General features: G+C 69.4%; 22 protein-coding genes and 7 pseudogenes. 7 read left to right on the forward strand and 22 right to left on the reverse strand.

Annotation, left to right across the window (positions count from 1 at the left end):
- Positions 1 to 22: 22 nt before the first annotated feature.
- The 4 genes from ACK1X7_RS46010 to ACK1X7_RS46025 are packed head-to-tail and all read right to left on the reverse strand — an operon-like array spanning position 23 to position 3,804.
- A complete protein-coding gene (locus ACK1X7_RS46010) occupies positions 23 to 478 on the reverse strand; it encodes a MaoC family dehydratase (RefSeq protein ID WP_385153286.1) in 456 nt (151 codons plus the stop codon).
- Entirely contained in the window at positions 475 to 2,001 is a 1,527-nt protein-coding gene (gene menE / locus ACK1X7_RS46015) for an o-succinylbenzoate--CoA ligase (protein WP_413116715.1), read from the reverse strand. Before menE ends, ACK1X7_RS46010 begins: the two co-directional genes overlap by 4 nt.
- Before the next feature lie 10 nt (positions 2,002 to 2,011).
- Positions 2,012 to 2,887, reverse strand: coding sequence for an amidohydrolase family protein (locus tag ACK1X7_RS46020; protein WP_390792292.1), 876 nt, complete (start codon positions 2,885 to 2,887; stop codon positions 2,012 to 2,014).
- Positions 2,887 to 3,804 (reverse strand): SDR family NAD(P)-dependent oxidoreductase, encoded by a 918-nt coding sequence (locus ACK1X7_RS46025; RefSeq protein ID WP_390792293.1) that lies wholly within the window; start codon positions 3,802 to 3,804, stop codon positions 2,887 to 2,889. The genes ACK1X7_RS46020 and ACK1X7_RS46025 overlap by 1 nt, the downstream gene beginning before the upstream one ends.
- Positions 3,805 to 3,917: 113 nt before the next feature.
- Here ACK1X7_RS46025 and ACK1X7_RS46030 point away from each other — a divergent pair, with 113 nt between their 5' ends.
- Positions 3,918 to 4,475 carry a MarR family winged helix-turn-helix transcriptional regulator gene (locus ACK1X7_RS46030; protein ID WP_385153273.1) on the forward strand — a complete coding sequence of 186 codons (558 nt, stop codon included), beginning with the start codon at positions 3,918 to 3,920 and terminating at the stop codon, positions 4,473 to 4,475.
- Positions 4,476 to 4,610: 135 nt separating this feature from the next.
- Here the strand turns inward: ACK1X7_RS46030 and ACK1X7_RS46035 are convergent, their stop codons facing one another.
- The 4 genes and pseudogenes from ACK1X7_RS46035 to ACK1X7_RS46050 all read right to left on the reverse strand — a co-directional run bounded on the left by ACK1X7_RS46035 (position 4,611) and on the right by ACK1X7_RS46050 (position 7,835).
- On the reverse strand, positions 4,611 to 5,729 hold the full coding sequence (locus ACK1X7_RS46035; RefSeq protein WP_413116962.1) for an ROK family protein: 1,119 nt from the start codon (positions 5,727 to 5,729) through the stop codon (positions 4,611 to 4,613).
- Between the two features lie 243 nt (positions 5,730 to 5,972).
- A pseudogene (locus ACK1X7_RS46040) lies at positions 5,973 to 6,458 on the reverse strand (MBL fold metallo-hydrolase); the annotation flags it as partial.
- 48 nt (positions 6,459 to 6,506) lie between these two features.
- The gene (locus ACK1X7_RS46045) at positions 6,507 to 6,914 is read right to left on the reverse strand and encodes a ferredoxin (protein ID WP_413116716.1); all 408 of its coding nucleotides are present in this window, start codon (positions 6,912 to 6,914) and stop codon (positions 6,507 to 6,509) included.
- 245 nt (positions 6,915 to 7,159) lie between these two features.
- Positions 7,160 to 7,835, reverse strand: a pseudogene (locus tag ACK1X7_RS46050) (ferredoxin reductase).
- Positions 7,836 to 8,027: 192 nt separating this feature from the next.
- Here ACK1X7_RS46050 and ACK1X7_RS46055 point away from each other — a divergent pair.
- Complete coding sequence (locus tag ACK1X7_RS46055) at positions 8,028 to 8,792, forward strand: NAD(P)-binding domain-containing protein (protein WP_385153267.1); 765 nt, start codon at positions 8,028 to 8,030, stop codon at positions 8,790 to 8,792.
- Positions 8,793 to 8,844: 52 nt separating this feature from the next.
- A pseudogene (locus ACK1X7_RS46060) lies at positions 8,845 to 8,994 on the forward strand (transposase); the annotation flags it as partial.
- A gap of 2 nt (positions 8,995 to 8,996) precedes the next feature.
- On the opposite strand, the pseudogene ACK1X7_RS46065 reads toward ACK1X7_RS46060, so the two are convergent.
- A pseudogene (locus ACK1X7_RS46065) lies at positions 8,997 to 9,457 on the reverse strand (transposase); the annotation flags it as partial.
- 218 nt (positions 9,458 to 9,675) lie between these two features.
- On the opposite strand from ACK1X7_RS46065, the gene ACK1X7_RS46070 reads away from it, so the two are divergent.
- Entirely contained in the window at positions 9,676 to 10,719 is a 1,044-nt protein-coding gene (locus ACK1X7_RS46070; RefSeq protein WP_398158830.1) for a helix-turn-helix domain-containing protein, read from the forward strand.
- A gap of 96 nt (positions 10,720 to 10,815) precedes the next feature.
- Here ACK1X7_RS46070 and ACK1X7_RS46075 read toward each other — a convergent pair.
- From ACK1X7_RS46075 to ACK1X7_RS46130, 12 genes and pseudogenes are all read right to left on the reverse strand, one after another.
- A pseudogene (locus tag ACK1X7_RS46075) lies at positions 10,816 to 11,031 on the reverse strand (ATP-binding protein); the annotation flags it as partial.
- 80 nt (positions 11,032 to 11,111) lie between these two features.
- The gene (locus tag ACK1X7_RS46080) at positions 11,112 to 11,939 is read right to left on the reverse strand and encodes a calcium-binding protein (RefSeq protein WP_385150762.1); all 828 of its coding nucleotides are present in this window, start codon (positions 11,937 to 11,939) and stop codon (positions 11,112 to 11,114) included.
- An 859-nt stretch (positions 11,940 to 12,798) separates the two neighbouring features.
- The gene (locus ACK1X7_RS46085; protein WP_385150759.1) at positions 12,799 to 13,221 is read right to left on the reverse strand and encodes a hypothetical protein; all 423 of its coding nucleotides are present in this window, start codon (positions 13,219 to 13,221) and stop codon (positions 12,799 to 12,801) included.
- A 295-nt stretch (positions 13,222 to 13,516) separates the two neighbouring features.
- Entirely contained in the window at positions 13,517 to 13,768 is a 252-nt protein-coding gene (locus ACK1X7_RS46090) for a helix-turn-helix domain-containing protein (protein ID WP_390792299.1), read from the reverse strand.
- Positions 13,765 to 14,037: a hypothetical protein gene (locus ACK1X7_RS46095; protein ID WP_385150756.1), complete on the reverse strand. Its 273-nt coding sequence runs from the start codon at positions 14,035 to 14,037 to the stop codon at positions 13,765 to 13,767. The genes ACK1X7_RS46090 and ACK1X7_RS46095 overlap by 4 nt, the downstream gene beginning before the upstream one ends.
- Positions 14,038 to 14,582: 545 nt before the next feature.
- A complete protein-coding gene (locus ACK1X7_RS46100) occupies positions 14,583 to 15,239 on the reverse strand; it encodes a PP2C family protein-serine/threonine phosphatase (RefSeq protein WP_413116717.1) in 657 nt (218 codons plus the stop codon).
- A gap of 183 nt (positions 15,240 to 15,422) precedes the next feature.
- Positions 15,423 to 15,722, reverse strand: a complete 300-nt coding sequence (locus tag ACK1X7_RS46105; RefSeq protein ID WP_413116718.1) for a hypothetical protein — start codon at positions 15,720 to 15,722, stop codon at positions 15,423 to 15,425.
- A 26-nt stretch (positions 15,723 to 15,748) separates the two neighbouring features.
- Complete coding sequence (locus tag ACK1X7_RS46110) at positions 15,749 to 16,738, reverse strand: NADP-dependent oxidoreductase (RefSeq protein WP_398158825.1); 990 nt, start codon at positions 16,736 to 16,738, stop codon at positions 15,749 to 15,751.
- 344 nt (positions 16,739 to 17,082) lie between these two features.
- On the reverse strand, positions 17,083 to 18,486 hold the full coding sequence (locus ACK1X7_RS46115; RefSeq protein ID WP_385150747.1) for a DUF7507 domain-containing protein: 1,404 nt from the start codon (positions 18,484 to 18,486) through the stop codon (positions 17,083 to 17,085).
- Positions 18,487 to 18,908: 422 nt separating this feature from the next.
- The gene (locus ACK1X7_RS46120; protein WP_390792304.1) at positions 18,909 to 19,223 is read right to left on the reverse strand and encodes a hypothetical protein; all 315 of its coding nucleotides are present in this window, start codon (positions 19,221 to 19,223) and stop codon (positions 18,909 to 18,911) included.
- Positions 19,224 to 19,616: 393 nt separating this feature from the next.
- Positions 19,617 to 19,967 (reverse strand): hypothetical protein, encoded by a 351-nt coding sequence (locus tag ACK1X7_RS46125; RefSeq protein ID WP_361500939.1) that lies wholly within the window; start codon positions 19,965 to 19,967, stop codon positions 19,617 to 19,619.
- A 394-nt stretch (positions 19,968 to 20,361) separates the two neighbouring features.
- Positions 20,362 to 21,351, reverse strand: a pseudogene (locus tag ACK1X7_RS46130) (phosphopyruvate hydratase); the annotation flags it as partial.
- Between the two features lie 38 nt (positions 21,352 to 21,389).
- Between ACK1X7_RS46130 and ACK1X7_RS46135 the strand changes: the two are divergent.
- Positions 21,390 to 22,195: pseudogene (locus ACK1X7_RS46135) on the forward strand (winged helix-turn-helix transcriptional regulator).
- A 199-nt stretch (positions 22,196 to 22,394) separates the two neighbouring features.
- Here the strand turns inward: ACK1X7_RS46135 and ACK1X7_RS46140 are convergent.
- Complete coding sequence (locus ACK1X7_RS46140) at positions 22,395 to 22,892, reverse strand: pyridoxamine 5'-phosphate oxidase family protein (RefSeq protein ID WP_390792307.1); 498 nt, start codon at positions 22,890 to 22,892, stop codon at positions 22,395 to 22,397.
- Positions 22,893 to 23,242: 350 nt separating this feature from the next.
- On the opposite strand from ACK1X7_RS46140, the gene ACK1X7_RS46145 reads away from it, so the two are divergent.
- On the forward strand, positions 23,243 to 24,331 hold the full coding sequence (locus ACK1X7_RS46145) for an alcohol dehydrogenase catalytic domain-containing protein (protein WP_385150732.1): 1,089 nt from the start codon (positions 23,243 to 23,245) through the stop codon (positions 24,329 to 24,331).
- Positions 24,332 to 24,668: 337 nt separating this feature from the next.
- Positions 24,669 to 25,337 carry a DedA family protein gene (locus tag ACK1X7_RS46150; protein WP_382946850.1) on the forward strand — a complete coding sequence of 223 codons (669 nt, stop codon included), beginning with the start codon at positions 24,669 to 24,671 and terminating at the stop codon, positions 25,335 to 25,337.
- Positions 25,338 to 25,355 lie beyond the last annotated feature (18 nt).

Consider the following 25,355-nt stretch of genomic DNA (forward strand, 5'->3'; position numbering starts at 1 on the left):
GTCTTCTACCGATCGCGGCAGGTCAGACGTAGAAGCGGGACAGACTCTGCACCACGGCCGCGGGCTTCGTGCCGCCGTCCGCCTCGATCGTGCCGTCGACGGTGATCTGGACGCCGCCGGGTACGTCCTCGACCGAGGCGAGCCGGGCGGCGAGCCGTAGCCGGGATCCGGCCCGCACCGGTGCGGGAAAACGCACTTTGTTCAGGCCGTAGTTGACCTTGGTGGTCACGCCCCGTACGTCCAGCAGTTCGGTGAAGAGGGGTATGAACAGGGACAGGGTGAGATAGCCGTGCGCGATCGGCGCGCCGAAGGGGCCCTTGGCCGCACGTTCCGGGTCGGTGTGGATCCACTGGTGATCGCCGGTGGCGTCGGCGAAGGTGTCGATGCGGTCCTGCGTGACCTCGATCCACTCGCTGGTGCCGAGGTCGCTGCCGGCGAGCTTCTTCAGTTCGTCGAGGCCGTTGACGGTGATGCTCATGTGTCGGCTTCCTGTTGAGGGTTCGGGGTGCCGTAGCGGCGACGCACCCGGGACTTGAGGAGCTTTCCGGAGGCGGTGCGCGGAAGTTCGTCCGCGACCACGACGGATTTGGGGATCTTGTACTTGGCGAGCCGTCCGGACAGCGATGCCAGCACCTGCTCCGGATCGAGTTCGATGCCCGCCGCCGGGACGACGACCGCGCGGGGCACCTCGCCCCATGTGTCGTCCGGTATGCCGATCACCGCGCACTCGGCGATGCCCGGGTGGGTGAGGAGGAGGTCCTCGATCTCGGCGGGGTAGATGTTCTCGCCCCCAGAGATGATCATGTCTTTGATCCGGTCGACGATGTACACGTAACCGTCCTCGTCGACCCGGGCCGCGTCCCCGCTGCGGAACCAGCCGTTCGTGAAGGCGGCCTCCGTCTCCTCGGGCAGCCCCCAGTAGCCGGACATCACATGTGGTCCGCGCACCACCACTTCGCCCGTCTCGCCGATGTCGACCGGGGTGAGGTCGGGCCGTACGACATGTACGTCGCTGAAGAAGTGCGGTACGCCCGCCGAGCCCGCCTTGTCGGTGGCGTGTTCGGCGTCCAGGAAGAGCGCGCCGGGCGCCGCCTCGGTCATGCCGTAGCCCTGGAGGAAGGTGAGCCCGCGCTGCTGGTAGGCGGCGATGAGCGGGGTCGGCACCGGTGATCCGCCGCAGGTGAGGATGCGCAGCGAGGACAGGTCGGCGTTGGCCCAGCGGGGATGCCGGGCCATCTGGTCGAACATCGTCGGCACCCCGAACATGAAGGTGATGCGGTGCCGTTCGATCAGGTCGAGGGTCGCTTCCGGCCCGAAGGCTTCCACCAGGACGCAGGTGCCGCCCTTGAGCAGTACCGGCAAGGTGATCATGTTCAGACCGGCGGTGTGGAACAACGGGGCGGATACCAGGGCGCGTTCGTCGGCGAACAGGTCGTGGTCGACCAGGACATTGACGGCGTTCCAGGTGACGTTGGCGTGGGTGAGCATCGCACCCTTGGGGCGGCCGGTCGTCCCCGAGGTGTACATGATGAGGCAGGTGTCGTCGGGGGCGACCGGTTCGTCGATCGGCTCGGTCGACGCGGCTGCCAGGGCTTTTTCGTACGCGTCGCCGATCTCGAGACAGGTCCGTACGCCGGTGCCGGTGGGCAGTGCGGCGACGAGCCCGCTGTGTGCGGGGCCGTGGATGAGGGCCTTGGCGCCGGAGTCGGCGAGCTGGTAGGCGATCTCGGGGGCGGCGAGTCGGGTGTTGAGGGGGACGAAGACGGCGCCGAGCAGGCCGGCGGCGAACAGGGTCTCCAGATAGGCGGGGTGGTTGGGGCCGAGGTGGGCGACGCGGTCGCCGCGTCGGATGCCTCGGGTACGCAGGGCGTGGGCGAGGCGGGTGGTGCGTGTGTGCAGGGTGCGGTAGTCGATCGACCGCTCGTCGTGGATCAGGGCCGTGCGATGCGGGGTTTTACGGGCCCGGCGTGCGGGCCACGACCCCAGTCCCTCGTTGCGCATCTGGCACCTCTCACGGTTGCGTCAGCCCGAGCAGGCGGGCCGCGTTCTCCTTGAGGATCTTCGGCCGGACCACGTCCTTGATGGAGAGCTTCTCGAAGTCGGCCAGCCATCGGTCCGGGGTGAGCACGGGGAAGTCCGAGCCGAACAGGACCTTGTCCTTCAGCAGTGTGTTGGCGTACTGCACGAGCTGCGGCGGGAAGTACTTCGGCGACCAGCCGGACAGGTCGATGTGCACGCCGGGCTTGTGGGTCGCCACCGCCAGGGCCTCGTCCTGCCAGGGGAACGACGGGTGCGCCAGGATGATCTTCAGGTGCGGGAAGTCGGCGGCCACATCGTCCACATGGAGCGGGTTGGAGTATTTCAGGCGGATGCCGCCCCCGCCGGGAACACCGGCGCCGATGCCGGTCTGGCCGGTGTGGAAGAGCGCGATGGTGCCGGTCTCCTCGATCACCTCGTACAGGCCGTACGCCACCGAGCGGTCGTTGGGGAAGAAGCCCTGGACGCTGGGGTGGAACTTGAAGCCCTTCACGCCGTACTCCTCGACCAGCCGCCGGGCCTGCCGCACCCCCGCCTTGCCCCGGAAGGGGTCGATGGAGGCGAAGGGAATGAGGACGTCCGCGTTGGCGGCGGCGGCCTCGGCGACCTCCTCGTTCGGGACGGGCTCGGTGCCGGTCGCGGACTCGGCGTCCACCGTGAAGATGACGGCGGCCATCCGCCGCTCGCGGTAGTAGGCGGCCGTCTCCTGGAGCGTGGGCTTGCGGTTGCCCTCGACCTTGAAGTAGGCGGAGGAGGCGTCGTGCAGGTCGTCGTCCAGGGAGGAGTGGCCCTTGGCGGACACCTCCGCGTGGGTGTGGACGTCGATGGCGACCAGGTCCTGGAGGTCCATCACGCCTCCGGAATCTTCGGCGCGGGAATCCCCACCGTCTGCGGTTCGGCGCCGACCGATGTGGGCCAGGCGTCGGCCAGCGCGTCCGAGGTCCAGCCGCCGTCGGCGTAGGCGGCCCGGGTCTCCTGCGGATGCGACCAGAGCGCCACCTTGTCGCCGCCGATCCCGATGCACTGGCCGGTGATGCCGCGGGCGGCGTCCGAGGCCAGGAAGGGGACGAGGGCGGCGCAGTCCTCCGGCGTGCCGAACCCCTCTCCCTTGCGCAGGAAGTCCGGCAGCGGTTGGCCGTTCCTGAGGGCCTCCGTATACGGGGCGAGGGCCGGAATGGTCTCGGTCATCGCGGTGGCGGCGATCGGCACGATCGCATTGACGGTGATGCTCGCGCGGGCCAGTTCCATGGACCAGGTGCGGGCCATGGCGGCGATTCCGGCCTTGGCGGCGGAGTAGTTGGTCTGGCCGAAGTTGCCACGCTGCCCGGCCGGGGAGCCGACGAGGACGAGCGTGCCGCCTTCGCCCTGCTCGCGCATGCGCACGGCGGCGGCGCGGGCGCAGGTGAAAGTGCCCCTGAGATGGGTGGTGATGACCGCGTCGAAGTCCTCGTCGGTCATCTTCCACAGCACCTTGTCGCGCAGGATGCCCGCGTTGGTGACCAGCACGTCGAGTCGGCCGAACTCCTCGACGGCACGGCCCACCAGCCGGTCGGCGGCCTCGGCGCCACCGACGGGGACCACCTCGGCCACGGCGGTGCCCCCGGCCTCGGTGATGGACTTGACGGCCTGTTCGGCCGCGTCCCCGTCGACGTCGTTGACGACCACGGACGCGCCATGGGCGGCGAGGGCGTGTGCATAGGCGAGGCCGAGGCCCCGGCCGCTACCGGTGACGACGGCGGCCTTGCCGGTCAGATCGATGGTGGGCACGAGCGAGTCCCTTCGCATGGGGTGCGCCGGTCCGGCGCGGGGTGTGGCAACGAGATCGAAGCTAAGCACAATTATTGTTAACGTCAACAGTTGTTGTTCACCTCGGGTGCGCCATGCTGGACTCTGCACACGAGACCCACCCTTCCGGGAAGCCGAGACCGGCGCCCCGGGCCGAGACCAGGGAGCCCGCCATCACCCGCCCGCCCACCGACGACCCACACCCCATCGACGCGGACGAACCGTGGATGCGGGCGCTCCACGCCGACACCGGCTATCTGCTCTACCGCCTGGGTCTGCGCTCCGGTCAGCTCTTCAACACCTTCCTCCAGGAGTCGGGGCTGCGGCTGCGGCACTACGCCGTGCTGCGCTTCCTCGCCACCTGCGAGGGCGCGTTGCAACGAGAGCTCAGTGCCGGGCTCGGCTACGACCCGAGCGCGATCGTCGGCCTGGTGGACGACCTGGAGAAGCTCGGCTTCGCCGAGCGCCGCCCCGCCCCCGACGACCGCCGCAGCCGCATCGTCGTCCTCACCGAGGACGGCCGCGCCTTCCTCCGTGACACCGATCAGGCGGGTCGGGAGGTGACCGACGAACTCCTCACCCCGCTCGCCCCCGCCGACCGGGAGACGCTGCACACGCTCCTGCTGCGCGTCGCGGGGAACAGACTCGCCTGATGCTTCGCCCGCCGGACTCCGGGCCATGCCCGCCGCCCGGCCGCTGACCGCGCGCGGTGGACGGTGCCCTTCCCGTGTTCACATCCCCCTTCGGGGCCGGTCAGTTGACTGTCTCCTTCGTGGCTTTGGCGTGTGTCATGCCTCCGCCGAGCCCAGGACCAGCACCTGGATGGCCAGGACGGCGGCACTGCGGGCCCAGTCGTGGAAGTCGGAAACCTTGGTCTCGAGGTTGACCCGGTCGGCCTGGGGGTGGCGGTTGGCGAGGATGGCCTCCTCCACCGCCGCCCCGGCCACATCGAGCAGGCCCACTCCCTCACCGGCCAGCAGAATCTTCTGAGGCATCGCGAAGTTGGCGATCTGGGACACGATGGTGCCCAGCGCCCGGGCCGCCTCGTCCACGACCCGGGCGGCCGTGGGCTCGCCTTCGGCGGCGAGACCGAGGATCTCCTCGTACGTCATCTCCCGGCCGGTGGCGGCCTGGAGCTGGTAACGGATGCTGGGGATGGTCAGCAGGGAGACGGCGCTGCCGCGTTCTCCGTACGGGGTGAGCGGGCCGTTCGGGTTGACCATCCAGCGGCGTCCCCGGCCGAGGCTCAGGCCGTCCTCGGCGGAGATCACCCGCCTGCCGCCGCTGACCAGTCCGTAGCCCAGCCTCGCCCCGATGGTGAGCACCGCGAACCGGTCGAGGCCGCGGCCCGCGCCGAACCAGCACTCGGCCTCGACCAGCGCCGCCACGTCGTTCTCCACGACCACCGGCAACCCCGTCCGCTCCTCGACCAGTTCGGCCAGCGGCACCTCGTCCCAGCCGAGAAACGGTGACTGGATGACGACCGAGCGGTCCCGGACGCCGGCCCCCACCCCGATGCCGATCCCGGCCGGCCGGGGATGGGCCCGGGTGAACTCCTCTGCCATCTCGCGCAGCAGATCGGCGACCAACGCGGGCTCGTGCGTGGTCAGCGGCCGCTCGTCGCGGGCCATGATGTCGCTGCGGAGCGTGGTGACAACCCCGTAGACCGCGTCCTCGGTGATCTTGAAGCCGATGAAGAACCGGGACTCGGCGACCATGTCCAGCGGCTGCGAGGGCCGACCCTGTCGTACCTTTGCCGGTGCGCCACCCTCGGTGGTCTGCTCGACCAGGAGACCCGATTTGATCAGCGGCTTGGTCAGCCGGGTGAGGCTGCCCGCCGAGAGGTTCAGCCGACACGGCAGGGCGGGGCCCGGCGGGAAATCCCCGACTTCGGGGACGCACCCCAGCTCTGAGCGGCCCTGGACCGGCTGCTCTCCGCGAGGGGGCAGCCGGTCAGGTGCCTGGCGTACGGCCGAACACCAGGCCCGTCTCGCCGGTCACCACCGATACGCCAGTTCCCGAGCACCCGCGTGCGCGGGCGGCTCAAGGTTCCGGTCGTGCCGGGGCCAGGGGGGCCGGGACCAGGGGAGTGGCGTGAGCCTCGCGTCGGCCCTGGGCCCGGCACGGGATGACGGTCCGCGTTCAGCCCATCAGTAGCGGACCGCCCTGTAGTCGATCTCTTCCTCGGGATATGTCGCGGCGCGGCGGCCGAGACCGCGCATCCGCTCCCTCATCTCGTCGGCGGGGAGGTGGCGCAGATCGCCGTGGCCCGGCAGCACCCACTCGAAGGTCAGCTCCTCGGCCCCGCGGGCAACCGACTCGGCGAGCGTCCTGATCGACTGGTAGACGACGCTGTGGGCGACTTCGAGCGTCGCCTGCGAGTTCGACCAGAAGAACGCGTCGCCGGTGAAGCAGTATTTCTCGTCGGCGATGAAGAGCGTGCTGCCCGCGGTGTGTCCGGGGAAGGGGTGTGCCATGACACCCGGCCCGATCTCGGCCGGCTCCGTGCCGCGGATGATGTGGTCGGCGGAGGGCAGGGAGTGCAGGTCCCCCTCGTGGATCCACAGCCGGGCGCCGAACGCGTCGGCGTATGTGCGGGCGTGCGCGACATGGTCGAGATGGGTGATGAGGACGTCGGTGACCTTGCCGACCCTCGCCTCGTACCGGCGGGCGAGCGCGGGCCGTCAGCGCGGGGTGTCGATCATCATCGCGGTGCCGTCGGGTCGGCGCACGAGGTACGAGGTGGCACCGTAGGTCTGCGGGGAGGCGTGCCCGCACAGGAGGACGACACCCTCCTCGTCCAGGGCCTTCGGGTACGGGTCCGAGTCGGCGTCCCACCGATCGGCCGGCGGGTGGATGGAACGGGTCGGACAGGCGTGCGCGGCCAGGTACATCTTCTGGACGTCGGCCTCGGTCTCCGGCTGACGGATGACGGTCGACAGGCCGTCGTACTCGCCGCCCTCCTTGTAGGCGATCATGCCGGGGGCAAGCTGGCGGGCGATGTTGCAGTTGAGGCAGCGGTCGTCGATGGACCAGCCGTCGTTGCGCTTGTGCTCCAACTCGGTGCCCTGCTCTGCCTGAGTCGTGCTCATGACTCCACTTCCTGGTCGTCGTGTTTGGGGTGGGTGTCGAAGAAGGTCTCGATGAGCCGCCATGTGTCGGCGGCGGCTTCCGGGTGCGGGCTCATCCCCGCCACCCGGAACAGCGGGGCGCAGGGGGCGCGGGCCGACCTCGGGGTCGTTGAGGACGCGGGTACTCCATGACCTCGTCGACGACGCCGAGCCGTTCCAGGGCCGAGTCGAGCCCGGCCGCGGCGGCACCGACGGACCGGCGGCGATCAGAGATCGAGAACCAGCCGGGGGCCGCGCGAGCGGGAGACGCAGATCATCATGACCTCGTTGGACTCCCGCTCCTCCGCGCTGAGGACGGAGTCCCGGTGGTCGGGTTCGCCGTCGAGGACGGTCGAGCAGACCGTGCCGGTCCCGCGGGTGCACGGCCACGGCCTCGCCGTATACGGCCAGTTCGTCGAGGAAGGCCATGGAGGAGCGGCTCCGCCCTCCGTACAGCAGCCGCCACTCGGCCCCGGCGGCCTCGGCCACCGCCAGCATGGGAAGGACCGGGGTGATACCGATGCCTCCCGCGATGAACAGGTAGCGCCGGGACGGCCGGAGGGCGAACCTGTTGCGCGGCCCGCGGACCTGCACCTGGGTGCCGATGTGCAGCTTGTCGTGGACGTACGCCGAGCCGCCACGGCCGTCCGGTACGCGCGGCACACCGATGCGCCACGCGGTCCGGTCGCCGGGCGCGCCGCACAATGAGTAGTTGCGCACCAGGCCGTCGGCGAGCAGCAGGTCGATATGGGCACCGGGCTGCCACTGCGGAAGCGGCTCGCCGACGGGGTGACGAAGCGTCAGCAGGGCCACGCCGTCGGCGGCTTCGGTCCGTGCCACGACGACGAGATCACTCTCGACTCGCGGTCGGAGGGGTTGCTCAAGATGGTTTCCCGCTTTCACAGGAGAGAGCGGCACCCCATTGCCTCCGAAGCGGGCTTCCGATGCATGGGCTGACGCTGTGACGTGTCAGGACATGGATCGCGCGACGGAAGGCAAGGCATAGGCGGCCTTTGCGCACAATGGTTCGCACTTACACTCGGCAATGGCCCGCCTCGAGGCGGGCCATTGCCGGCAACACGACGGGGAGAAGCAGTGGACCGCATCGGGATCATCGGCGTGGGCGAGATCGGCCGGGCCATCGTGGAGGGTCTGTGCGCCGGCGTCGATAAGCCGCCCGAGATCTACCTCTCGCCACGAGGCGCCCGTACAGCCGCCGAGCTGGCCCAGCGGTATCCCAACGTGCAGGTGTGCGCCGACAACCGCGACGTGGCGCACCGCTCCGAGCTGGTGATCCTCGCCGTCCGCCCCCAGGACCGTGCCGAGGCCCTCGCCGGGCTCCGGGTCGGCAGCGACCGCGTCGTGGTCAGCGTCATGACCGGCGTCGCCATCAGCGAGGTGCGCCGCACGCTCGGCACCGACGCCCCCGTGGTGCGCGCCATCCCGCTGCCCTCGGCGCGCGAGCGTCGGTCCGTCACCGTGACCTGCCCCTCCCACCCGGCTGTGGACAACCTCTTCGGCGGCCTCGGCGGGACACTTACCGTCGCGGACGAAGCGACCCTCAACGTCTTCCAGGTGCTGACGGCCACGCTGACCACCCATTACCGGTTCCTGGCCACGCTCACCGATTGGGCCGCCCGGCAGGGCGTTCCCGCCGAGGGCGCGGACTGCTACATCCGCGGCCTCTTCCAGGCCGTCGGGCGCGCGCTGGGCGACGACACGCGCTCGCTACAGCAGCTCGCGAGCGACCACGAGACACCGGGGGGACTCAACGAGCGCCTTCGCACAAGGTGGTTCGACCCGGCCAATGCCGAGGACCTGACCAGGGCACTCGACTCGCTCCTCTCCGACCTCAAGTAGTCACGCCGGCACAGGCCCGTTCTTCGTACCGGCCGGACCTGTCAGCGGAGCGAGCCTGACCGGCGGCAACCGCAACGACGTCACCCAACTAATTCCGCTGCTCGAAGCCGTACCGCCGGTGCGCGGCAAACGCGGTCGACCCCGGCGCCGCCCGACCGTGGTGCTTGGTGATCGCGGCTACGACCACGACAAGTACCGCCGACTGGTCTGGGTGGCGGCGAGCGGGATCCCGGTGGCGTCGGTGATCAGGTGATGCTTGCTGCCCGTCCTGCCCGTCCTGCCCCGGTCAACAGGGCTTCGTCCGGTCTTGGAGCCCCCTTTGACGCCCGGATGTGAGACCCGTCGACCGCCGCCTGGGAGAAGTCCAAGGCGTTCGCGCCGCGGAGCGTGGCGAGGAGGACCTCGTGCGGCCGGGGCCACACTCCAGCCTCGGTCCACTCGGCAAGACAGCGCCAACACGTCATGCCCGAGCCGAAACCAATCTCCTGCGGCAGGTGTTCCCAGGCGATCCCTGTGTGCAGAACGAACAGGATGCCCTGGAACGCCAGCCGGTTCGGATGGCGTTTGCGTCCCGGATGTGTCGTGCGCCGCTCAACTACAGGCGGCAGCGGCTCGATCACCGCCCACAACCCGTCATCGACTTCCCACGGCTTCGGTCGAGCCACCCCAACCACCTCGAAGATCATTTCGTTAGTTGTTCTTAGCCCGACGCCGCCTGCCCAGCATCCGCCTTACGGCGGGAACCTCATCTGCTGCGCAGTGGTGTGCTCGCACAGGAGGGTCGCGCGCGGCCTTTACTTCCTCTTGGGTTCCCCTCAAGGTGTAAATGGTTGACAGCCGGACGGCATGGTCTGCCGTCCGTGAGGTGCGACGGGGGAGACAGATGATCGAGACGGTGTTCCGCACGGAAGACTTACCGCAGGCCGACCGCTTCGACGCATGGTGCGAGCGGGCGGCCCAGAGCCACGCGCCAGTCGCGATCAGCAGTGCCCATTCCGCCGACTTCCGCGGCTTCCAGCAGGTGGTGCGGCTGAACGCCGTGCCCGCCTACGCGGCGGGGTGGCAGCCCGCGGTGGTACGCAGGACGCCGAGGCTGATCCGGCAGTCCGACCCCGAGCGGTACCGCCTGTCGTTCATCCAGCGCGGCACCGTCGGAATAACCATCAACGGCCGGGAAACCACGTACGGTCCGTATGGCCTGTTCAGCCACACCACCTCGATCCCCTATGAGCTGCACATCGGCACCCGCGGGGACCAGGTCGAAGCCAACAGTGTCGAAGTGCCCCGCGAGGTGCTGTCACTGGCCGGGGCGCAGGCCGACCACGTGATCGGCCGCCCCCTGCGCGGACGGGATGGCACCGGCGCTCTGCTCGCCACCTTTCTCACCACGCTGACCGCCACCGCCGGCAACTTCACCGCTGCCGACGCCGCCCGGCTGGAGAAGGTCCTGCTCGACCTCGTCGCCGCGGTCTTCGCCCATGAACTCGACGCCCTGAACCATCTGTCCCCGGAAACCCACCGGCGCACCCTGACCTTGCGTATTCGCGCGTTCATCCGGCAGCACCTGCACGATCCTGATCTGACACCGACCATGATCGCCGCCGCCCACCACATATCGGTCAGCTACCTGCACCGCCTGTTCCAACCCGAGCAGGACACCGTCACCATGTACATCCGACACCAGCGGCTGGAGCGCATCCGCCGCGACTTGGCCGACCCCGCCCAGCACACGGTGCCCCTCCATCACATCGCCGCCCGCTGGGGCTTTGTCCACCAGGCCACATTCACGCGGGCGTTCCGCGCGACGTACGGCATGGCTCCCAGGGACTACCGGCAGGAGGCACTTCCCCGCGAAGAAGCCGAACGGCGCGAGCTCCGCGAGCGCCGGAGCAGGCGGCCCGAACGCGGCCGGCCTCGGACCGGGTGATGCGGTCGAAGCAGGCGAGCCCGCCACGGCGGGACGGCCGACGCGGCCACCCAGTTCGACCTCGCCACCTGCGCTTGCTCGCGTGGTGGGGGGAGCTCAACCCTTGAGGGCCTCTGCGATCCGCAGGGCGGCCTCGGCGGGTGTGAGGTGCGTGGTGTCGACGACCTCGGCCTCGTCATGCAGCCAGGTGCGGGCCGCCTCGGCGTAGGGCTCGAGGTATTTGAGGCGGAAGGGGGAGTTGGGGCCGAGAACAGTGTCGCCGGCGATGCGCCCGCGGAGGGTGTCCTGGTCGGCGTGGAACCGGTACGGCCTCGGCACCGGTGGGATAGGCGGCGGCCACGGCCCGGGGCGTCGCCCCGGGCCGTCTTGTTGTTCAGGTCCCCTCAGAACCCTCAGAACCCGTCAGGGACGGATCCGTCCTGGTCGATGACGTTGTCACCGGGGCCGCCGTCGATGTCGTCCTGGCCGGGGCCGCCGAAGAGGTAGTCGTTGCCCGGTCCGCCCTTGATGGTGTCGTCGCCCTCTTCGCCGTAGATCGAGTCATCGTTGCCGGCGCCGTCGAGGTAGTCGTTGCCGGGCCCGCCGTAGATCTCGTTGGCCACATCATCGCCGATGACGGTGTCGTCGCCGTCCCCGCCCCACACCGCGAACGAGTCGGTGATGGTGTCGTTGCCGGCGTTGCCGTTCGCGTTCGTGGTGTGGCTGATGGTGTCGTCGCCGTCGCCGCCCACCGCGACGGAAGCGCCGTTGATGGTGTCGTCCCCGTCCCCGCCGTAGACGCTCACATCGCCGCCGGAGATCTTGATGCTGTCATTGCCGTCGCCGAGTTCGACGGTGCCCTGGTCGCCGCCGTGGTCCGGGTCGGGGACGGGCACGGTGCAGGTCACATACGTCAGGTCGGTGGCGGTGGGGTGGGTGCAGTCGGTGCCGGCGGTGATCTCGACAACGTCGTCGACGCCGAAGGTCAGCGTGGTGTCGGTCTCGCTGATCCGCTTGATGGTGAGCTTGTTGGTCTGGCCGTCGGCCGCCGTGTAGGCCATCACTCCGTCCGCGGCGGTCACGGTGGCCGGTGACGCGGCCGACGACACCGGCGATGACGACGCGGGCGAGGTGGCGGCCTGGGCGTTCCAGGCGAAGAGTCCGGTGCTGGCCGCCACGGCCAGTAAGGCGGCGACGCCGACCGGGCGGACGGGGCGGGAACGCGGGCCAAGGGTGGACACGAAAAACCTCCGTGGGGAGTGGAACTGATTTCCGATCACCCATTTCGACGTGGAAGATCCACGCGGGGTTGTGCACTCCCACGCCCTCTTCACCGATTCCCTCGAGTCCCCATTTCCCGTTCACCTGTACGGCACCGGGAATTTTCCTCACGCTTTCTCGGTGATTCATGGGCTGTCCGCCGCGACGCTGGGGAAAATCCACCGTCTGGAACGGAGCCGTGGCAACCCGGGGGAAGCCGGACCTCCCGCCGCTCAACACGCGGCAGGAGGCCCGGGCCCGGGGCAGCGGGTCTGGCGCTGCCTGATCATCCAGCAGCGGACTCATTCACTGCGTCAGGCGGCACCGTGGATCTGTGGCGTTGTCATCAATGCCCCGCCCAACGGGTCGTGTCGCAGTTTGCCCGGACGTACTGTCGAGCCGGTGCCGGGTCTCCCGCCTTGGCGCGTTCGGCGACGCGTATGACGAAGTCCCTGCCTTCCTGGTCCTTGGGAGGTGGATAGTTCGTGAGATCCTCGGTCATAACCCTCAGTGCACTGCCGCTTGCCGCGTCGTCTCTCCGGGCCGTCGCCGCGTCCCAAGACAGGTACCACGCGCAGCTATTCACGACATTGAGGACGGCCCTTGTGACTCCGGCCGGCAGCCGTTCGTCCGCTGCGGGCCGCGTCGCCTCGATCAGACGATCAAGATCAGGCCGGTAGTCGGATGGCCAGCGGAACCGGTCATAGAACTTCCTTAACTCCGTGGCGTATCCGGCGCGATCCAGTGGGGTCGGCACGGCCGGTGAGGGTGCTGGTCCCTGATCGCAAGCTGCGACAGTCACGAGGCTTGCCGCCATCACGAGCACAGCACATACGACTCTCACGGGATGGCTGAGCCAGGCACGTCCGGAGTCTGGTGGATGTTCCACCAGACAATGCCCTCCCAGGTGTCGGTCTCGTTACTTCCGCGGCTGCGAGCGGAAAGGCAGAACACGGTTCCGGACAGGAAATCCTGCCCAATGCGGATGACGTCGGTCGGGTCGGAGTCCGGAAGCGTAACCGGGCTTCCTTGTGCCCCACCCGCACACCTGCGCCATTTGATCTCCAGTTTGGGACCGTTCGACTTCCGAACGTAGATATTGCTGCTGTTGGCCGTGATGGTGCGCTGAGTCGTGTAGTTGACCCATTCGTCTTGCCGCAGGCTGGCGGGTCCGACCCGGCCGGACGTCGCGCTCGCTGGTAACGCACCGGCCAGCATCAGGACGGCGCTGGCCAGAACAGCCAGAGAGAGTTTTCTTTTCACGTGATTCTCCTAGTGACAGTGAGCAGACATCGGGGCCCACCTTGAGGTGTTCTTGGCCTCGACTGTTGCCTTGTCAGGATGACTGGCCGCTGACGGGAAGTCGTTGTCGAGGAGTCCACAGTTCCTTGACGATGCGTCTCGCTCTGGGAACCTCGGCGGGGAGAAGCACAACCGACCGTGTCCTCGACCTGGCCCATGGCATTCCGGCCGGACCAAAGTCGGGCTGATGAAATCCCGGGACCCGGGCCGGCCTCGCGCCGCGGCGCCCGTCAGCCACGGGTCCGACCACGGCAGATCAGGAGTGGCGGGCGTCCCCGTTCTGTGCGGCCGGATGGCTGGCCTGTGCGGCCGGTTGTCGCTGCGCTGCGTGGTCATTCCGGTATTCGGTCGGTGTTATCCGATAGCGAGCGCGGAAAGCACCCGTGAAAGTGGCGTGGTGGGTGAAGCCCCAGCGGTGCGCGATCTCGCCGACCGGCCGGTCGCGTAGTGCTGGATCAGTGAGGTCGCGGCGTGCGTGCTCGAGGAGCTGTTCACGGATCCAGCTCATGATCGTGCCGTGTTCACCGTGGCCGGGGCCTGCTCCTGGAAGATCCGGTGCAGGTGGCTGACGGAAATGTGGTGGGCGGCGGCGATGGCGGCCGGGTCCAGTTCCGTATCGTGGAGCCGCTGGCTGATGAAGGACCGGATCCGCAGGGCCAGGACCTGCTGGTGGGTCTCGGACGGCAGGCTCTCCTCGGCATCGGTCACTTGGGCGAACAGCGCCGCGGTCAAGTTGAGCAGGACTGGCTCCAGCCGCAGGGCGTCCGAGACACCCAAGGAGCTGCCCTCCTGGGGCAGACGGCGCAGAAACCCGGCCGGCAGACGGCCTGCCCCGATCCGTCTGCCGGATGAGTCTGGGGGACCTTCGTAGGAGAACCGGGAGCCCGGATATGCCGTACACCAAGGTGGCCCCCAGCGGCAGAAGCCACGTGCGAGCCGTGTAATCCGCAGCGTGGTCGCTGACCAAGTCCATGGGCGCGTGCAGCATGGCCAACTGCTCGCGGAAGGCATCGAAGCGGTCCGCCGAGGGCAACTCATCTGTGGCGAAGGTCTGGAGCACACCATCTCCCCGTACAGCGGCCGTCAGCAACTCCTCCAGCGCGCGGACGAAATAGTAAAGGAATACCCAAGGCATCGGTAGGTTGGGCAGCCTCCCGGGACCTGTCCGACAAGGGAATGCGGGCCTGCGGTGCCGCGGGCGCTTACCGCGGCTGTGTTCCCATCACCGCCTCAGCCAGGGCGGTCGCCGGACTCGCGGGTCTCCTGCGCCCCTAGGCGGGTCTCCTGCGATCGGCCGGCCCGGAGGCTCGCCTCACCTCCCCTCAGCGAACCGGCGTGAGGGCCAGGATCGCCATGTCGTCATGTCGCCGGCCCCCGGTCCAGTCGGTGACATCGGCAACGAGTGTGTTCACCACCTCCGACGCTGTGCGGAAATCCCGGTTGGCCAGCCTCGTACAGGGTTCGTAGTAGGCCCCGTGCCGGTCGCGCGCCTCGGTGACACCATCGGTCACCAGCAGCAGGTAGTCCCCCTGGTGGAAGGGGAAGGTGTCACAGCCGGACACGCCGACGCCCTCCGGCATCCCCAGCCCCAGGGGAAGCCCCGGAGCCGATGGTTCCAGCGACGTCACCCGGCCCCCGCGGATCAGATACGGCGGCGGATGGCCGCGGTGGAGCAACCGCACCTCCCTCTCCTCTTCGCTGACCTCGACCAGTACGGCGGTGGCGAACTGCTCCAGTGCGTCCGGCTGGTCGCCGGCGTCCGCCGCGAACCGGACCAGGGCCCGTTCCACGTACGCGGCGAGCTCCCGCAACGTCCCCGCCTGCTCCGCCGCCTCACGGAAGGCGCTGGTCGCCACGGCCATGGTGGATACGGCGGGCAGCCCCTTGCCCGTACGTCCCCGATCAGCGCCCGCACCCCGAACGGCGAACTGCGCACCGCGTAGAAGTCTCCGCCGACCAGCGCTTCCGCGTGCGCACACGCGTAGCGGGTGGCCACCGACACCGTCCCCCCGCGGGCGGCAGTGGCAGGACCGCCCGCTGCGTCACCTCGGCCACGGCGCGCACCGCCGCGAAGCGCTGCCCCTGATGCGGGACCACCCACTTCAGCCACAGCGCGATCGCGCTGATCAGCGCCACGTCCAGCAGGTTCACCACGACCGCCGTCAGCGGGCGGGGTTCACCAGCACATCCACACACACCGCCAGCACGCACGCGGCGGCCGCGGTGATCGCCGCACCCCGGAACGTCAGCACCATGCAGGCCGCGAGCGGACCGGCGGACAGCAGGGGCAGCCCGGCGTACGGCACCGGCCCGAAGACGTCCAGCACCACACCGCCTATCAGCAGCAGCACCGGGACCATGACGAGCAGCCCGGCCCAGCCGCCGCGCACTTCCACCGACCCGCCCACCCCGCCCAGGCGCGCACCGGCTCCTCGGCCGCCGGCCCTCACCTCGTCCGCCATCCGCCCTCTCCCACTCCGTGTCCGGCCTACGACGGTGAGAGGGTGTTCTCCCGCCCATACCGCCATACCCGACGGCACGGAAGGAGTGCGGCCTCACGCCGTATCACCCCCGATCGGTGGCGGGCGGAGGCGATCGATCTGCTCAAGCGGTACCTGGACCAGCCCATCGCCAAGAAGGGCGTGTCCATCGACAAGGCCGGTACGCGGAGTGGGCCGGGCTCTACGGAACCGACCCGGCTGCGGGTGCGATCGGGTACGACAACGAAGTCGATCGCCCGGCCGTTGGCGGGCCGGACCTCGGGCGGTCCTGCGATGGTCACCAGCGTTCCTCCGGCCCGAATCAGACCTGCGGACCGCTTCCCGATGTCTCCGCCGATGACGTCGAACACCAGGTCGACTTCGCTGATGTCTTCCAGGGCGTCGTTCTCGAGGTCGACGAACTCCTGCGCCCCGAAGTCGAGCGCCGTCTGCCGGTCGGCAGTGCGCCCGGTGCCGATCACGTAGGCGCCGGCCCCGCGTGCGAGCTGCGTCACCATCGATCCGACTCCGCCGGCCGCACCGTGCACCAGGACGCTCTGCCCTGCCTCAAGGCGGCCGTGCTCGAACAGTCCCTGCCATGCGGTCAGACCTGAGATCGGCATGCTCGCGCCCACCGTGAAGTCGACGTCGCCCGGCAGCGGCGCGAGGTTGCGTGCCTCGACGGCCGCGTACTCCGCGAGGGTGCCGTCGCGAGTCCAGTCCGTGAGCCCGAACACCCGCTGCCCCACCGAAAGCCCCGTCGTGCCATAGCCGAGAGCGGTGACCACTCCGGCAAGTTCGTGCCCGGGAATCGACGGTGTCCGGTCGCGGCCGAGGCGATCGGTCCAGCTCGAGGGCCACAACAGCTCACCCGGGGTGAATCCCGACGCATGAACCCGGACGAGTGCGTCGTTTCCCGCAGGGGCCGGCTCCGGCCGCTCGACGAGCGTCATCCCAGCCGTTCCCGCGGCCTGGTCCGTCACCACGATCCCTTTCATTCTGCGCCCTTCCTGGGTCCGCACTGGCTACAGACACCCTGAGTGCCCGCGATCCCCATGCCTATGTGCCGGGACGGGCGGGGGAGCATGCCGAGGTGGCCGGGCTTTACGGCACTCTGAGTGCTCGGTCGTTTTCAGGCCGCTGGAGTGTGTCGCCGCGGGCCTGCGCTTCAAGGGCAACAGCCCCGGAACCCGCTCGCTCTACGGATGATCGCCGGTCGACGGCCGGTGCCGCGTCTTCGGCCGCGACGCCCGCCGGAACCGTGTCCCCGGCCGTGTCCCTCGCAGGGGGCGTGCCGGGGGCGGTTGCCGGCGGGAGTCCGCGCGGAGTGTTCCTGGGCGGGTTACTTGCGGGGGGAGCAGGGGTCGCAGCAGGAGGGGGCGGGTTCGACGCAGATGGTGACGGTGTCGGTGTTGTTGGTGGGGTCGGGGTCCTTTTCGTTGCCGGTGACAGTGGCGGTGTTGGTGATCCGGCCGGTCTCGGTGGCCTTGGCCCGCAGTACGAGGGCGGCGGTGGCGCCGTCGGCCAGGTCGCCGACGGTCCACAGCCCGGTGGCCGGGTCGTAGCTTCCGGGGGTGCCGTCGGCGGACAGGAAGGTCAGGCCATCGGGGAGCTGGTCGGTGACGGTGACGCCGGTGGCCTGGTTCGGGCCGGAGTTGTGGACGGTGATGCGGTAGGTCACGGTCTGGCCGACGGTGACGGTGGTCGCGTCGGCTGCCTTCGTCACGGTCAGGTCGGCGGCCGGCTTGACCTCCGTGACCTGCTCGTTGGACGTGGCCGTCAGCGGCTCGGGCGTCTCGCCGAGCCGGTTCTCGTAGGCGGCGGTGGCGGTGTTGCTGATCTGCTTCCCGGCGGCGGCCAGGTCGATGGTGACCCGGTACTCCACCGTGGTCCCTGCCGGGAGGGTCTGGGTGCTGGGCAGGCTGCCGCCCTGTGTGCCGGAAGCGTCGTTGCCGAGGTGGAAGACGACCTCGTTCGCCTCGGCGTCGTAGGAGCCCTGGTCATCGCCGTCCGTGTCGCTCTTCGCTCCGGCGTTGGGGCCGTCGACGATGCGCAGGGAGCCTGGCAGATATGTCGTGCCGTCGGGGACGATGTCGGCCAGGATGAGGTTTTCGGCCGCGCCGCCGCCCTCGTTCCTGGCGGTGATGCGGTAGGTGACGACATCGCCGACCTCCAGCGGGCCGACCGGAATGGCAGTCTTGTCGAGTGTCACGTAGGGGGCGGTGCCGAAGAAGATGCCGTCCAGGAAGTTGCCGATGCTGCGGTTGCCGCCGGCGGCGGAGACGGACCGGAAGGCGAAGCGCGTCAGCGTCTGGCCTGCCGGAACGGTGTAGGTGCCGGTGTAGTAACCCCAGGCGGTGTTGCCGTCGGTGAAGCGCTTCTGTTCCACTGTGGCGCCGGGCGCGCCGATGTCCAGCGCCATGGTGTCCTCGCCCTGGCGACCGCGGTGGTACAGCCGCCAGTACAGCTTCGTACCAGGGGTGGTGGACAGGTCCTGGTAGAGCGTGGAGACCTGATTCGCGTTGAGCTCGGCGAACTGGGTGCCCTCGGCCGCCGGTACACCGTTGAAGCCCGAGTGCCACAGCTCGATCATGTGGTCGGAGGCGGTGGTCAGCCAGCCCGGGACACGCTTGGACGCCTGCGTCTGAGAGGCATCCGGCAGGATCTCCACACCGGTCACGGCGGGCTCTTCGAAGCCGCCGTTGGCCAGGGCAACTCGACGCGGAGCAGCAGGAGGTGTGGCCATGGTTCATTCCCCTTGCGTTGATGCTGCTGGAGTGCACCCGCCGGGCCGTGGCGGAGCCGGAAACTGTCAGTAGCACAACGTGTTCATCTAAGCACGTAAAGTGATTGGCGAATGAGTCCGGCCAATCTCGCGCGGCAGGTTTGTGGAACCTGCCCCTCGGACAACTCCCGGCACACTGCTCCCTCATGCCCCGTCGGCTCACGACGCCTCCGTCACATACGTCTCTCCGCTTTCTCCTGACACTCCTGTCATGGCCGAATGCGACTGTCGTACCGCCCGTGCTCATCCTCGGGCAGGGTGAATCGGTCTCCGGCGAAGTTGACGATCCCGGCGCTGCGGTCTCACCCACCCGGGCGCCCGTGAGACCGGCCGGGACGTGGATCCACCGGTTGTCGACTGCCCTTCGATGAGGACTGGGCAGGTCAGGGCCACCATCGTTCCGTCGGCCACGTATTTGCCTCTGGAGGTCCTCTGTACGCCCGTGCCATGTCCTGGCTGCTGTGGCCGCCGCGGCCGCGTTCGGCGCCCTGCCCCTCGCCGGTACGAGCGCCGAGTACCGGGAGGTCCAGGTCGCCGCGGAGTGTGGTGGCCTCGTACTCGGTGCGGACGATGCCGCGTTCCTGGAGGATCGGAACGACCTCCTCGCGGAAGCGCCGCCACTGGCTGGGGTGCCCGATGGGGTAGTTGAAGCCATCGAGGGCGCGGCCCTCGAACCACTCCTGAAGCCGGGTGGCCACCGTTTCCGGCGATCCGGCGATCCGGCGAACAGGGTCGGGCGCGGGCTCAAGATGAACTCCACGGTCTGGCGGAGCGTCCAGCCCTTTTCCTTCGCCTTGTTGGCGATCTTCTCGGCGTTGGTACGGAAGCCGCGCTCCGCGTGGGCGAGGGCCTGTTGCGGGAACGGGGCATCCAGGTCGTACTGGCGGAAGTCGTGCCAGCCGAACGGGCGGCCGAGTCCCGCCAGGGCTCGGTCGAAGTCCCTGTCCCCGGTCTGGATCTCGTGCTCGATCTCCCTGGCCTCATCGTCCGTGTCGCCGACGAATACCGAGGTACCGGGCATGACGACCATGTGCCACGGGTCGCGGCCCTTTCGCTGGGCTCTGAGGAACGACGCCGTCGGGTGTGAGTGATCAGTCTCCCTGAGACCAAGCGGCGCTCGGCAGCGACAGATAGACGCCGAAGTCGACGAGCCCGGTTGCGGCGCGGATGTCGGCGTGCAGCGCGTCCACGCGCTCTTGGCGGTTGGCTTCCCTGCTGGCGGACCACTTCGACTTGATCTCGATCACCACCGTCAGGCCGCTACGGTCCAGCGGGCTCAGCGGCCGGAAGCGGATCTCGACATCCCCGGGTTGCAGCTCACCGTCGTACGGCTCCTCGGGGCACTCCACAGCCAAGGACACCAGGTGCGGCAGCACCGAGCCGAGTTCGCGTAGCTGGGGCTCGGGCACCGTGGGCGCATAGGTCACTTCGACAAGCGGCATCCTCGACACCCTAGACGGAGACCAGGCAAAACTGGCAGCCGGAGAAGACCCTGATCACCCTGCAAAGGTCCAAGGGTCAAAGAACACGCTGAGGTTGCTGCCGACGTGGCCGAGGTGCCGACAGGCAGCGAAGAACTCTGCGATTACCTCTCGTTCGCCGGTGACTGCACTCGCGTCCGTTCGAGGTCCAGAGCGGCACTGTGAGCGACTCGCGCGAGAAAACCGGCGAGGGCGAGTCCGGCGGCCTTGGCGCCGGCGGCCACGAGGGTGAGTCCGGCGTCCCCCGGCGCCGGACAACTCCCCTGCGCGACGGAAAGCAGTGGAGTTGTCCGGGCCGTGGCGGGCCCGGTGGTGAAGCCGTCACGGAAGACCGGGATGCCGGCGGTGATGCGAGTCATACCGGGGCGGACCGGCGCAAGCCGAGCGCTTCGCGGCCGGCGTAGCGGGCCTGGGTGCCCAGTTCCTCCTCGATGCGCACGAGCTGGTTGTACTTGGCGGTGCGGTCGGCGCGGGAGAGCGAACCCGTCTTGATCTGGCCGCAGCCGGTGGCGACGGCGAGGTCGGCGATGGTGGTGTCCTCGGTCTCGCCGGAGCGGTGGGACATGACGACGGTGTAGCCGGCGCGGTGGGCGGTGGCGACGGTGGCCAGGGTCTCGGTGAGGGTGCCGATCTGGTTGACCTTCACCAGGATCGAGTTGGCGATGCCGTCGCGAATGCCCGCGCGCAGCAGTGTCTCGTTGGTGCAGAAGACGTCGTCGCCGGTGAGCTGGCAGCGGTTGCCCAGACGGGCGGTCAGGTCGCGCCAGCCGTCGTGGTCGTCCTCGGCCATCGGGTCCTCGATGGAGGCGACGGGGTAGCTGTCGACGAGGGTGGCGAGGTAGTCGGCGTGTTCGGCGGGGGTGCGGCGGATGCCCTCGCCGGTGTAGTCGTAGGTCTCGTCGTGGAAGAACTCCGAGCCCATGCGGACGGCCTCGGCGAAGGTGGCCGCGCCGATCGGGGCGATCATGAACTCCTGGAAGTCCAGCGGATTGTCCGCGTGTGCGCCGCCATTGACGATGTTCATCATCGGCACCGGCAGCAGGCGGGCGTCGACTCCGCCGACGTAGCGGTACAGCGGCAGGCGGTGGGCGGCCGCGGCGGCCTTGGCGGTGGCCAGGGAGACGCCGAGCAGGGCATTGGCGGTGGCCAGGGAGACGCCGAGCAGGGCATTGGCGCCGAGCCGTGACTTGGTGCCCGTACCGTCCAGCTCGATCATGGTGCGGTCGACGGTCGCCTGGTCCTCGGCGTCGAGTCCGGTCACGGCGTCCGCGACGGTCTCGTTGACGGCGTCGACGGCGCGCCGTACTCCCTTGCCGTGGAACCGGGCCGGGTCGCTGTCGCGCAGTTAACGCTGACGAGACCTGTGGGATCGCCCAGGCCGCCATGGTCCTGGGGGACTGGTGGCATGTGCTGGTGCTGCGCGAGATCGCCCGCGGACACGTCCGCTTCGACGCGCTGGCCGCCGAGATCGGCCTGTCCCGCAGGGTCCTGAGCGAGCGGCTCGGCCGGCTCGTCGCGAGCGCGGTGCTACGCCGCAGCCTCTACCAGCGGCGTCCGGTGCGCTACGAGTACCTGCTCACCGACGCCGGCGCCGCACTGCTGCCCCTGCTCGTCGCCATGCAGGACTGGGGTGACCGCTGGGTACTCGGCGACGGCAGCCTCACCGCGACCACCGAGGGGGACAGCGCCGAACATGCCCGCGTCCACGCCCTGGTCGGCACGCGGCTGCCCGACGGCCTCACCCTGCCCGGCACGCATGGCGTCGACCTGCCCCTGGTCTCCCCGGACGCCGTCGCGACCGTGCTGTTCACCTATCCCGGCACGGGAGTCGAATGGGGCGAGCCGCCGATCCCCGGAGCGGTCGGCTGCACGCTGGAGAACCGGCTCTTCCGCGACGCCTGGTCCGACTTCCGGAAGGCGGGCGTGGACGTGCGCGGAGTCAGCACCCAACTCGTCCACGAGCAGACGGAGTTCGCCAAGGCGGAAGCGGTCCCGTACCCCTGCTCTCCGACGCCGCACACCAACTGGCCGCTGCCCTGCGGCTGCCGACCTTCCGCGGCGCGGGCCGGCTGCGCCACAAGCGCCTGATCCTGGTCGTCGACGCCGAACGGACCATACGGCACGCGCTGTTCCCGGTCGTCGACATCCCGCATGCGGTCGCCGAGAGTCTGCGACTGGCCGCGACCTGAGCACAAGTCCGACCGTCCACCACCTCTTTTCCTCCTGCGCCCGGCAACTGCCCGAGGTGCGGCTCTCGCACTTCGGCCGCCTGCTCGAGGGCAGCCCGGACGCTCTGCCCGGCCACCGCGCGACGACCGTCCGGCCGGATCACCGACCCTGCCGTGATCGAGGCCAGCGGCACCGACCTGCCTGGCCATGGCATTGATCTCAGACGTGCTGACGTTCGGCCCGCTGCCGGATCAGCTCCTCGATCGCGGTGGGCAGGGTGTTTTCGAAGTCGATGAGTTTCGCCCAGGTCGGGGTGACGACGATCCGGACCATGCCGTCGTAGAGCGAGCGGACCTCGGCCTCCCACGCGATGCGCTGCTCGGGTGTCATCTCGTAGCTGCCGTTCATCTGCACATACTCGTCCGGGATGCCGTCCACGGCGTCCAGCTCGGCCCGCCCGCGGATGAGCAGGATCTTCGGTGGGTGGACCTCGGTGTCGATGGTCAGGGCAACCATCGGGTTCTTGCGCAGTGCGGGCAGCTTCGGGGCGTTCTTCGTGGTGCACAGGACGATCTCCGAGCCGTTCCAGGTGAACGCGATCGGGATACATCGCGGTGTGCCGTCCCCGGCGACGTAGGCCAGCCGGGTCAGGTCGCGGGCCAGCAGCTCCTGGCTGATCGGTCGGTTCAGGATCTCGGTGATCTCGGTCGGTTGCATGGTGATCGCTCCTTCGTCGGCCTCATCGAGCGGCATGCGCGTGGCCGCTCGTGTCCCTGGGACGGAGCCGACCGGAGGTTCTCGACATCCGGGGCGCACGAATTCTCGAAGGCGGCCACCACTCCGAGAGGGATCTCGGTGGAGACACCGTCGCGGTCTCGGTGCCCTGACCGGGCGGCAGCACGCCCGCAGGGCCCGACTCGGCGACCTGCCGCGGAACCCGAAGAGCTGTACTGGAGAAGGCCATGCGTCATACGCATACCAGGGATGCCGGATCTTCGCTTGGCGCATGCCCTCTGTGCTCCTAGCCTCGGAACGAGCCATCAACGAGCCATCAAGGAGGTCGGCAGATGCGAGCAGCAGTCCTGACGAAGTTCGGTGACCCGCTCACGGTGCGGGAGATTCCCGATCCGGGGGCGGGCGGCGGCGAGGTGGTGGTCGAGGTCTTGTCGGCGAGCGTCCCGCCGTACGCGGATGAGGTCTTCAGCGGCCAGCGGAAGTACCCGCTCGAACCCCCTGTGGTACCCGGTCCCGGCGGCGTGGGGCGGGTCGTCGGCGTCGGCCCGGACGCCACCCGGCTGCGCGTCGGCGACCTGGTGTGGTGCGACAGCACCGTCCGTTCCCGCGACGACGCGCTGACCCCCGACATCACGCTGCTGGGCTGGAGTTCCCGCGGCGACGGCGGCGCCAGGCTCGCCCGGCACCTGCACGACGGGTCCTTCGCCGAACTCATGCGGGTTCCGACGGAGAACGTCTACCCCCTGCCCGCGGAAGCGGGGCACGACCTGGCGCGCTGGTCCTCGCTCACTGCGTACGTCATTCCCTACGGCGGATTGCTCGCGGGCCGACTCGAAGCAGGCGAGACGCTGCTTGTCAGCGGGGCCACCGGAAACCTCGGCAGCGCCGCCGTCGCCACCGCGCTGGCCATGGGGGCGGGCCGGGTGGTCGCGCCGGGCCGCAACCACGCCGTGCTCGACCTGCTCGTCGACCGGTTCGGCCCGCGTGTGCGACCGGTCCAACTGACCGGCGACGAGGCTTCCGACCGCGCGGCGATGTCCGCTGCGGCCGAGGGGCCGATCGACATGGTGCTCGACCTGCTCCCGCCTGCCGCACCCAGCTCGGTGGCGCGTGCGGCGGCCATGACCGTCCGCGAGTACGGCCGGGTGGTCCTCATGGGCGGCGTCGGCATGCTCGGCGGTGCGGACCTCGCGCTTCCCTATCCGTGGATCATGCGCAACTCGGTCACCCTGCGCGGGCAGTGGATGTACCCGCGCTCCGCGAATGTCGGCATGATCCGGCTCATCGCGTCAGGTGCGCTCGATCTCGGTCTCGAACGGGTCCGCACCTTCGGACTCGACGCCGTCAACGAGGCCGTCACCTACGCCGCGATGCACAGCGGGCCCTTCGACCGCACCGTCCTCACCCCGCCCGCCGGCTGACAACGTCGACCGTGCTGCCTCGGCTGCGGTTCGGGCTGTCGCACGGTCGTATGCGGGGCCGACGGGCGTCCGGGGGAGCCGTGCTTCTGGGGGCGCGAGGGACTGCCCGCGACCCCCGCCCCGGGCGGGGGAGTGCGCTCCCGCCGGTCATCGGCGCGGATCGGCAAGTGTGGGGAACGCCCTCCGCCCTGCGAGCGTCTACAGTAATGTAGACCGTCTACCTGCCTGTAGTCGGACGTGAAGTCATGCGTCCGGTCGTTCGTAAGAAGTCGTACGCGAGAAGTCGTACGCAAGAAGTCGTCCGCGAGAAATCGTCCGTGAGAAAGGGCTCATGCCGATGACCACACCCGCATGGCTTTCATCGCAGTTGGCCGTCAACGTACTCGACGCGCGGTCGCTGCTGAGCGCTTTCGGCGTGCTGGGCGTCGGCGTGGTGATGTTCGCCGAGACGGGGCTGCTCATCGGCTTCTTCCTGCCGGGTGACTCCCTGCTGTTCACCGCGGGCCTACTCTGCGTGGGCAGCGGCGGACACGGCGTGCGGCTGTCGCTGGGGCCGCTGCTGGCCGCCGCGGCGGTGGGCGCGCTGGCCGGCTCACAGTGCGGATATCTGATCGGCCGCAGGGCAGGCGGCGCGCTGCTCGCCCGTGGCCGCTCCGCCCGGCTGCACGAGGGGATGCGGCGGGCGGAGGATCTGCTGGGGCGATACGGTTATGCGAAGGCGATCGTGCTGGCGAGATTCGTGCCGGTGGTCCGGACCGTGCTGAACCCCCTGGCGGGGGCCCTGCGCGTACCGATTCGGGTCTTCACCGTATGGCAGGTCATCGGCGGGCTGGTGTGGAGCGTCGGACTGACGCTCGCGGGGTACGCCCTGGGCTCCTCGATCCCGAATGTGGACCGCTATCTGCTGCCCTTGGTCGCGCTGATCGTGGCGGTGTCGCTGATTCCGCTCGGCGCGGAGCTGTACCGGAGTCGCAGGCACGCGAAAGCGGAGGAGGCCGGTAGATGATCCTGTCCTCCGACGGAG

Source organism: Streptomyces sp. CY-1, assembly GCF_047218265.1.
GTDB lineage: Bacteria > Actinomycetota > Actinomycetes > Streptomycetales > Streptomycetaceae > Streptomyces > Streptomyces niphimycinicus.

Coding starts and splice junctions, on each gene's coding strand:
- ACK1X7_RS46010 (WP_385153286.1), bottom strand. CDS start 478: ATGAGCATCACCGTCAACGGCCTCGACGAACTGAAGAAGCTCGCCGGC.
- menE (WP_413116715.1), bottom strand. CDS start 2,001: ATGCGCAACGAGGGACTGGGGTCGTGGCCCGCACGCCGGGCCCGTAAA.
- ACK1X7_RS46020 (WP_390792292.1), bottom strand. CDS start 2,887: ATGGACCTCCAGGACCTGGTCGCCATCGACGTCCACACCCACGCGGAG.
- ACK1X7_RS46030 (WP_385153273.1), top strand. CDS start 3,918: ATGCTGGACTCTGCACACGAGACCCACCCTTCCGGGAAGCCGAGACCG.
- ACK1X7_RS46045 (WP_413116716.1), bottom strand. CDS start 6,914: ATGAGCACGACTCAGGCAGAGCAGGGCACCGAGTTGGAGCACAAGCGC.
- ACK1X7_RS46070 (WP_398158830.1), top strand. CDS start 9,676: ATGATCGAGACGGTGTTCCGCACGGAAGACTTACCGCAGGCCGACCGC.
- ACK1X7_RS46090 (WP_390792299.1), bottom strand. CDS start 13,768: ATGAGCTGGATCCGTGAACAGCTCCTCGAGCACGCACGCCGCGACCTC.
- ACK1X7_RS46105 (WP_413116718.1), bottom strand. CDS start 15,722: ATGGCGGACGAGGTGAGGGCCGGCGGCCGAGGAGCCGGTGCGCGCCTG.
- ACK1X7_RS46110 (WP_398158825.1), bottom strand. CDS start 16,738: ATGAAAGGGATCGTGGTGACGGACCAGGCCGCGGGAACGGCTGGGATG.
- ACK1X7_RS46115 (WP_385150747.1), bottom strand. CDS start 18,486: ATGGCCACACCTCCTGCTGCTCCGCGTCGAGTTGCCCTGGCCAACGGC.
- ACK1X7_RS46125 (WP_361500939.1), bottom strand. CDS start 19,967: ATGCCGCTTGTCGAAGTGACCTATGCGCCCACGGTGCCCGAGCCCCAG.
- ACK1X7_RS46140 (WP_390792307.1), bottom strand. CDS start 22,892: ATGCAACCGACCGAGATCACCGAGATCCTGAACCGACCGATCAGCCAG.
- ACK1X7_RS46145 (WP_385150732.1), top strand. CDS start 23,243: ATGCGAGCAGCAGTCCTGACGAAGTTCGGTGACCCGCTCACGGTGCGG.
- ACK1X7_RS46150 (WP_382946850.1), top strand. CDS start 24,669: ATGACCACACCCGCATGGCTTTCATCGCAGTTGGCCGTCAACGTACTC.